Origin of the sequence: Chitinophaga sp. (genome assembly GCF_036569185.1) — a bacterium.
Classification (GTDB): domain Bacteria; phylum Bacteroidota; class Bacteroidia; order Chitinophagales; family Chitinophagaceae; genus Chitinophaga.
This window is the reverse complement of sequence record NZ_DATCRD010000333.1, coordinates 1-4681: the sequence shown is the minus strand read 5'-3', so window position 1 is coordinate 4681 and position 4681 is coordinate 1. Positions and strand designations below refer to the sequence as shown.

Annotated in this window: 4 protein-coding genes; 3 read left to right on the top strand and 1 reads right to left on the bottom strand. The window is 49.2% G+C overall.

The genetic code is table 11. The annotated features are described in order from the left end of the window. Positions 1-27 precede the first annotated feature (27 nt). Positions 28-831, bottom strand: a complete 804-nt coding sequence (locus VIM72_RS25460) for a GLPGLI family protein (RefSeq protein ID WP_332005639.1) — start codon at positions 829-831, stop codon at positions 28-30. Between the two features lie 151 nt (positions 832-982). Here VIM72_RS25460 and VIM72_RS25455 point away from each other — a divergent pair, with 151 nt between their 5' ends. The 3 genes from VIM72_RS25455 to VIM72_RS25445 all read left to right on the top strand — a co-directional run. Next, complete coding sequence (locus tag VIM72_RS25455; protein ID WP_332005638.1) at positions 983-2479, top strand: HAMP domain-containing sensor histidine kinase; 1497 nt, start codon at positions 983-985, stop codon at positions 2477-2479. Positions 2480-2484: 5 nt separating this feature from the next. After that, positions 2485-3168, top strand: a complete 684-nt coding sequence (locus VIM72_RS25450) for a response regulator transcription factor (protein ID WP_332005637.1) — start codon at positions 2485-2487, stop codon at positions 3166-3168. A 171-nt stretch (positions 3169-3339) separates the two neighbouring features. Continuing rightward, positions 3340-4681 (top strand): SpvB/TcaC N-terminal domain-containing protein (locus VIM72_RS25445; protein ID WP_332005636.1); only part of this gene is annotated, 1342 nt, incomplete at its 3' end.

Sequence of the window (4681 nt, the reverse complement as noted above, 5' to 3'; positions counted from 1 at the left end):
GATGAGGATGATAGGGGGATGAGGGGCTTACCCCCCAATCCTAAGCACTGCCCCCCTTCTCTTCGCATCCTTCTGCATTGCTTCCAGCATCTTCTCCCGTTCCGCCTCAAACTCACGGGCACTTAGCTTCTTTCCCTTGGAAGGCGCTTTAACAGCAGCCAGGTCTGCCTGCTCCGTTACTTCCACTGCCTGGTAAATCACACGCCCATCGCCCACCTCAAGGCCCAGGATCAATCCCGGTAATTCCCCCTGGTATTCAGGTCCGGCCGGCACAGGGATAGCCGGCGTAAACCAGGCAATGATACGGGAGGTATCCGCAACTTCCTGGCTTTTCATTTCGCCGTTTTCAACACTGGTCATCCTGCGTTTGCCAATGAGTTGTGCAATGGCCTGTTGACAGGGATAGTTGAGGATCGTAGTGGTTTCGCCGGTAAGCTTCCAGTTGCGGTGCGGGATGCTATCGGTAATAATATAATTCCTGGCAGCAAACTCCAGCTGTTCCACCGTTTGACCGGTAGTGAAATTATGATAGGTGATCTCGTTTTCGCCGGGTGTTATCATATGCATGCGCGGGCCGCCGTCAGGAACTTCTGTCATTTCCTCCGGAGTATCATCTTCTACAGCGCGGCGCAGCGACTGGTTATTGCCAAACAATACTTCCCACTTGTCTTTGTGGGTGCTGGGCATCGGCCGCATCGGTGCTTCACCCATTCCTTCCATGTCAATATGTATTTTCAGGGTGCGCTCGTACACTACCCGGCCTTGTGTTTGCTGTCCATGTGCAGCCAGTATCAGCAGGCCCGTGGAAAACGTAAGGATCATCTTTTTCATGTAATATATTTTATGGAACTAAGCTAGGCCGTTCCTGTTGCAACGCAGGTTAACATGCCTTGCTTTAATGTTAATTTAGGTTAATGTTCGGCCGGTGGGAAAAGGGAAGTAATACATTTGGCGTATTATTGCGCTTACAAACTCATAGCTGTTGCGATATAAATTCTCCATACCGGTTACCGTTTTCCTGATAGCCTTTACCATCCTGGTGATCACAGCCTTCCAGGTATATTGGCTCAGGAAAAATTACCGTGAGGAGCGGCAGCTGTTCACAGCCCGCACCAATGTGCTGTTCCGCGAAGCCATCTTCCGCCTGCAGGCTGGCAAGCTGAAAACAAACCCCAATAATATACGCATTCGTGAGCGGCAGGACATGGTCAGTGTTTCCAGCCTGCTGGATGAAGAAACCAGGGATAAGGTCGTAGGAAGAATGCCGGGCATGCGGCGTGCCATGGTCACGGCAGTGAGAGCCGGAGTTGCCAGCGGGCGTGATTCAGTGAATGTGCAGTACAGGCTGGCCAGCCCCGGCCCTCCCGGTCCTCCCGTTAAAAGGATCTATGGGTTCGTGGCTGGTGTGGATTCCCTGCGCGATTCCATTACCGTAAAGGAAATTGTCAGGCAATATGAGAAGGTGCTGGCAAGGGAGCAGATCAACGTGCCTTTTACGGTTCTTGAAATACCGGTAGATACTACAAAAGGAGAATTCGTCCCGTTCCCCGATGAGCTGGATGGTAATTCCGTTACCATTGGTTTTTCAAAACCTGTAACCTACCAGCTGATATTTGATGACAATACCTGGTACCTGTTAAAGCGTATCAGCCAGCCTATCAGCATTTCATGCCTGCTGCTGGGAGTAACGGCATTATCTTTTTTGCTGTTATACCGCAACCTTAAACAACAGCAAAAGCTGGCGCAGCTGAAGAACGATTTTATCAGCAATATGACGCATGAGCTGAAAACGCCCATCGCCACTGTAAGTGTAGCCATTGAAGCCCTCCGGAATTTTGATGCGCTGGATGATCCGCAAACCACCCAGGAGTACCTGGATATCTCTGCCAATGAAATGCAGCGCCTGGCTTTGCTGGTGGATAAAGTGCTGAAGCTGTCCATGTTTGAGAACAGGGAAATTGCTTTGAACAAAGAGCAGTTTGATATCAGGGAGCTGGCGCGCAGCGTAATGGTATCCATGAAGCTGCAGTTTGAAAAACAACAGGCCACTACTACATTAAAAGCTACCGGCACTAACTTTATTATTACTGCCGATAAGCTGCATATGACCAGCGTACTATACAACCTGCTGGACAATGCCCTGAAGTACAGCACCAAAGACCCGCAGATCCTGATCCACATTATTGATCATAAGAATTACCTGGAAATACGTGTAGCCGACAACGGTATAGGCATTGCCAGGGAGTATAAGCACCGCATCTTTGAAAAGTTCTTCCGCGTGCCCAGCGGCAACCGGCATAATATCAAAGGGTACGGCCTGGGCCTTAGCTATGTATCGCACATACTGCAGCGGCATATGGGGTTTATTGAAGTGGAGAGTGAGCTGCATAAAGGCAGCACCTTTTCTGTGAAAATGCCTTTTGCCGAAGCGCCGGTTATTTATTATGATGGGAAACGCCGTATTGTAAAGTTAAAATAGGTAAGATGAGTATAAAGATCTTATACGTTGAAGACGAAATATCACTGGGGAAGATCGTAAAGGAAAGCCTGCAGCGGCGTGGCTTTGAGGTTATCATGGAGCGGGATGGCGCCAATGCGCTGTCGCTGTTCAAGGAGGTGAATCCCACCGTATGTGTGCTGGATGTAATGCTGCCCAATAAAGATGGTTTTGAGATTGCAGAAGAGATCCGCGCTATCGATACAGAAGTCCCAATCTTGTTCCTCACCGCCAAAACACAAACAGACGATCTGGTAAAAGGGTTTACGCTGGGAGGCAACGATTATATCCGTAAACCTTTCAGCATGGAGGAGCTGATCGCACGCATAAAAAATGTATTGCGCAAAACAGAAAACGTGTCCCTTCCTTCCAATGAGCCCATCCGCCTGGGTAAGTTCCGCTTTTATACCAACAGGCAGCTGCTATCTAATGGCCTGGAAGAAAAAAAGCTGTCGTACCGGGAAAGCGAGCTGCTGCGTATCCTGTATGAGAACCGAAACAGCATCATTAACCGTAAAAATATCCTGGACCTGCTCTGGGGCCACGATTCCTTTTTCAATAGCCGCAACCTGGACGTATACATTACCCGCCTGCGGGTGCACCTGAAAGAGGATGAGAACCTCCAGATCCTCACCATCAAAGGGGTAGGGTACCGCTTTGTACTGGATTAATATATGACCGTTTGTAAACCCGCTCCTGCCTTTGATCATCCCTGCGCCGCCACCTGTTAAATACCTCTGTCCGTACCCCGCTTTTTCAGTTACTTGCCCTTGTTTCCAGCGCTTAGTATGGAAATATAATGACCCCAAAATTATTGACAGTTAAACCCCTTCTGTTTTCCGATGGAAAAAGAGATTGCTACATCCCGGGTGAACAAACAGCCGGTAACGTCTGCTGCTACCGGCAACGAAAAAAGCAAGGGTGGTTATACCACATTATCCGTTCCGCAGATCAGCCTACCCAAAAGCGGGGGAGGAATAAAGTCCATTGACGATAAATTTGCCGTAAATGCCGCCAATGGCACCGCAGGTTATAGCTTTCCGTTTCCCTTTTCCCCATCCCGCAATGGGTTTGTGCCTGCTCTGTCGCTGGGCTATAATTCCGGCAGCGGTAACAGTGTTTTTGGATTAGGCTGGGATGCCGCGCCGGTAGCCATTACCCGGAGAACAGATAAGCAGCTGCCCCGGTACAATGATGAAGAAGACGTTTTCATCTTCTCCGGCGCAGAAGACCTGGTACCGGTGTATAAAAAAGACGGGGAAGGCAACTGGGTAAAAGATCAGCAAATCATAAACGGCGCTACCATAGCCCGTTACCGGCCAAGGGTAGAAGGCGGGTATGCCCGTATAGAAAAGATCACAGAAGCTAACGGTCACGTATACTGGAAAGTTACCACCGGCGATAACAGTGTGCTGGTGTTTGGAAAAAGTAAGTCCGCACAGCTGTACAACCCCGCCGATCCCGCCATGATCTTTAAATGGTTACTGGAATTTAGTTATGATGATAAAGGCAACTGCTTTCAGTTTGCCTACAAACAGGAAGATAGAACAAATGTGCGCCCGCAGATCCAGGAGCGCAACCGGCTGAATGATACTGCCGCCTGCACTAATGTATACCTGAAACGTATAAAGTACGGCAATAAGCTCCACTTTGACAGGAGCAGCATTGACCTCGCCAACTGGGACAGCTTTCTGAACAGCATTGAATATTTATTAGAGCTGGTATTGGATTACGGAGAGCATGATATAACAGACCCGCAGCCCAATGACGATAAAGGCTGGTTATGCCGGCAGGATCCCTTTTCAGATTACCGCGCCGGTTTTGAAATAAGGACCTACCGCCTTTGCAGCCGGGTGCTGATGTTCCATCATTTTGCGGAGCTTGGGCCCAAGCCTTGCCTGGTAAGCGCTATGCATATGGAGTATAATACCAGCGCTACCTTCACGTTCCTGCAATCAGTAACGCAAAAAGGATACATCCGTAAGGCAGATGGTACTTATTCGGAAAAAGCGGTGCCGCCCATAGCTTTTACCTATGAGCCCCTGGCCTGGGATCCAACGGTTAAAACTTTGAGCATTGATAATATACCTGCAGATATTAACGACGGTTATTACCAATGGGTTGACCTCTACAATGAAGGTATAGCCGGCGTTCTCACCGAACAGGCCAGCGCCTGGTATTACA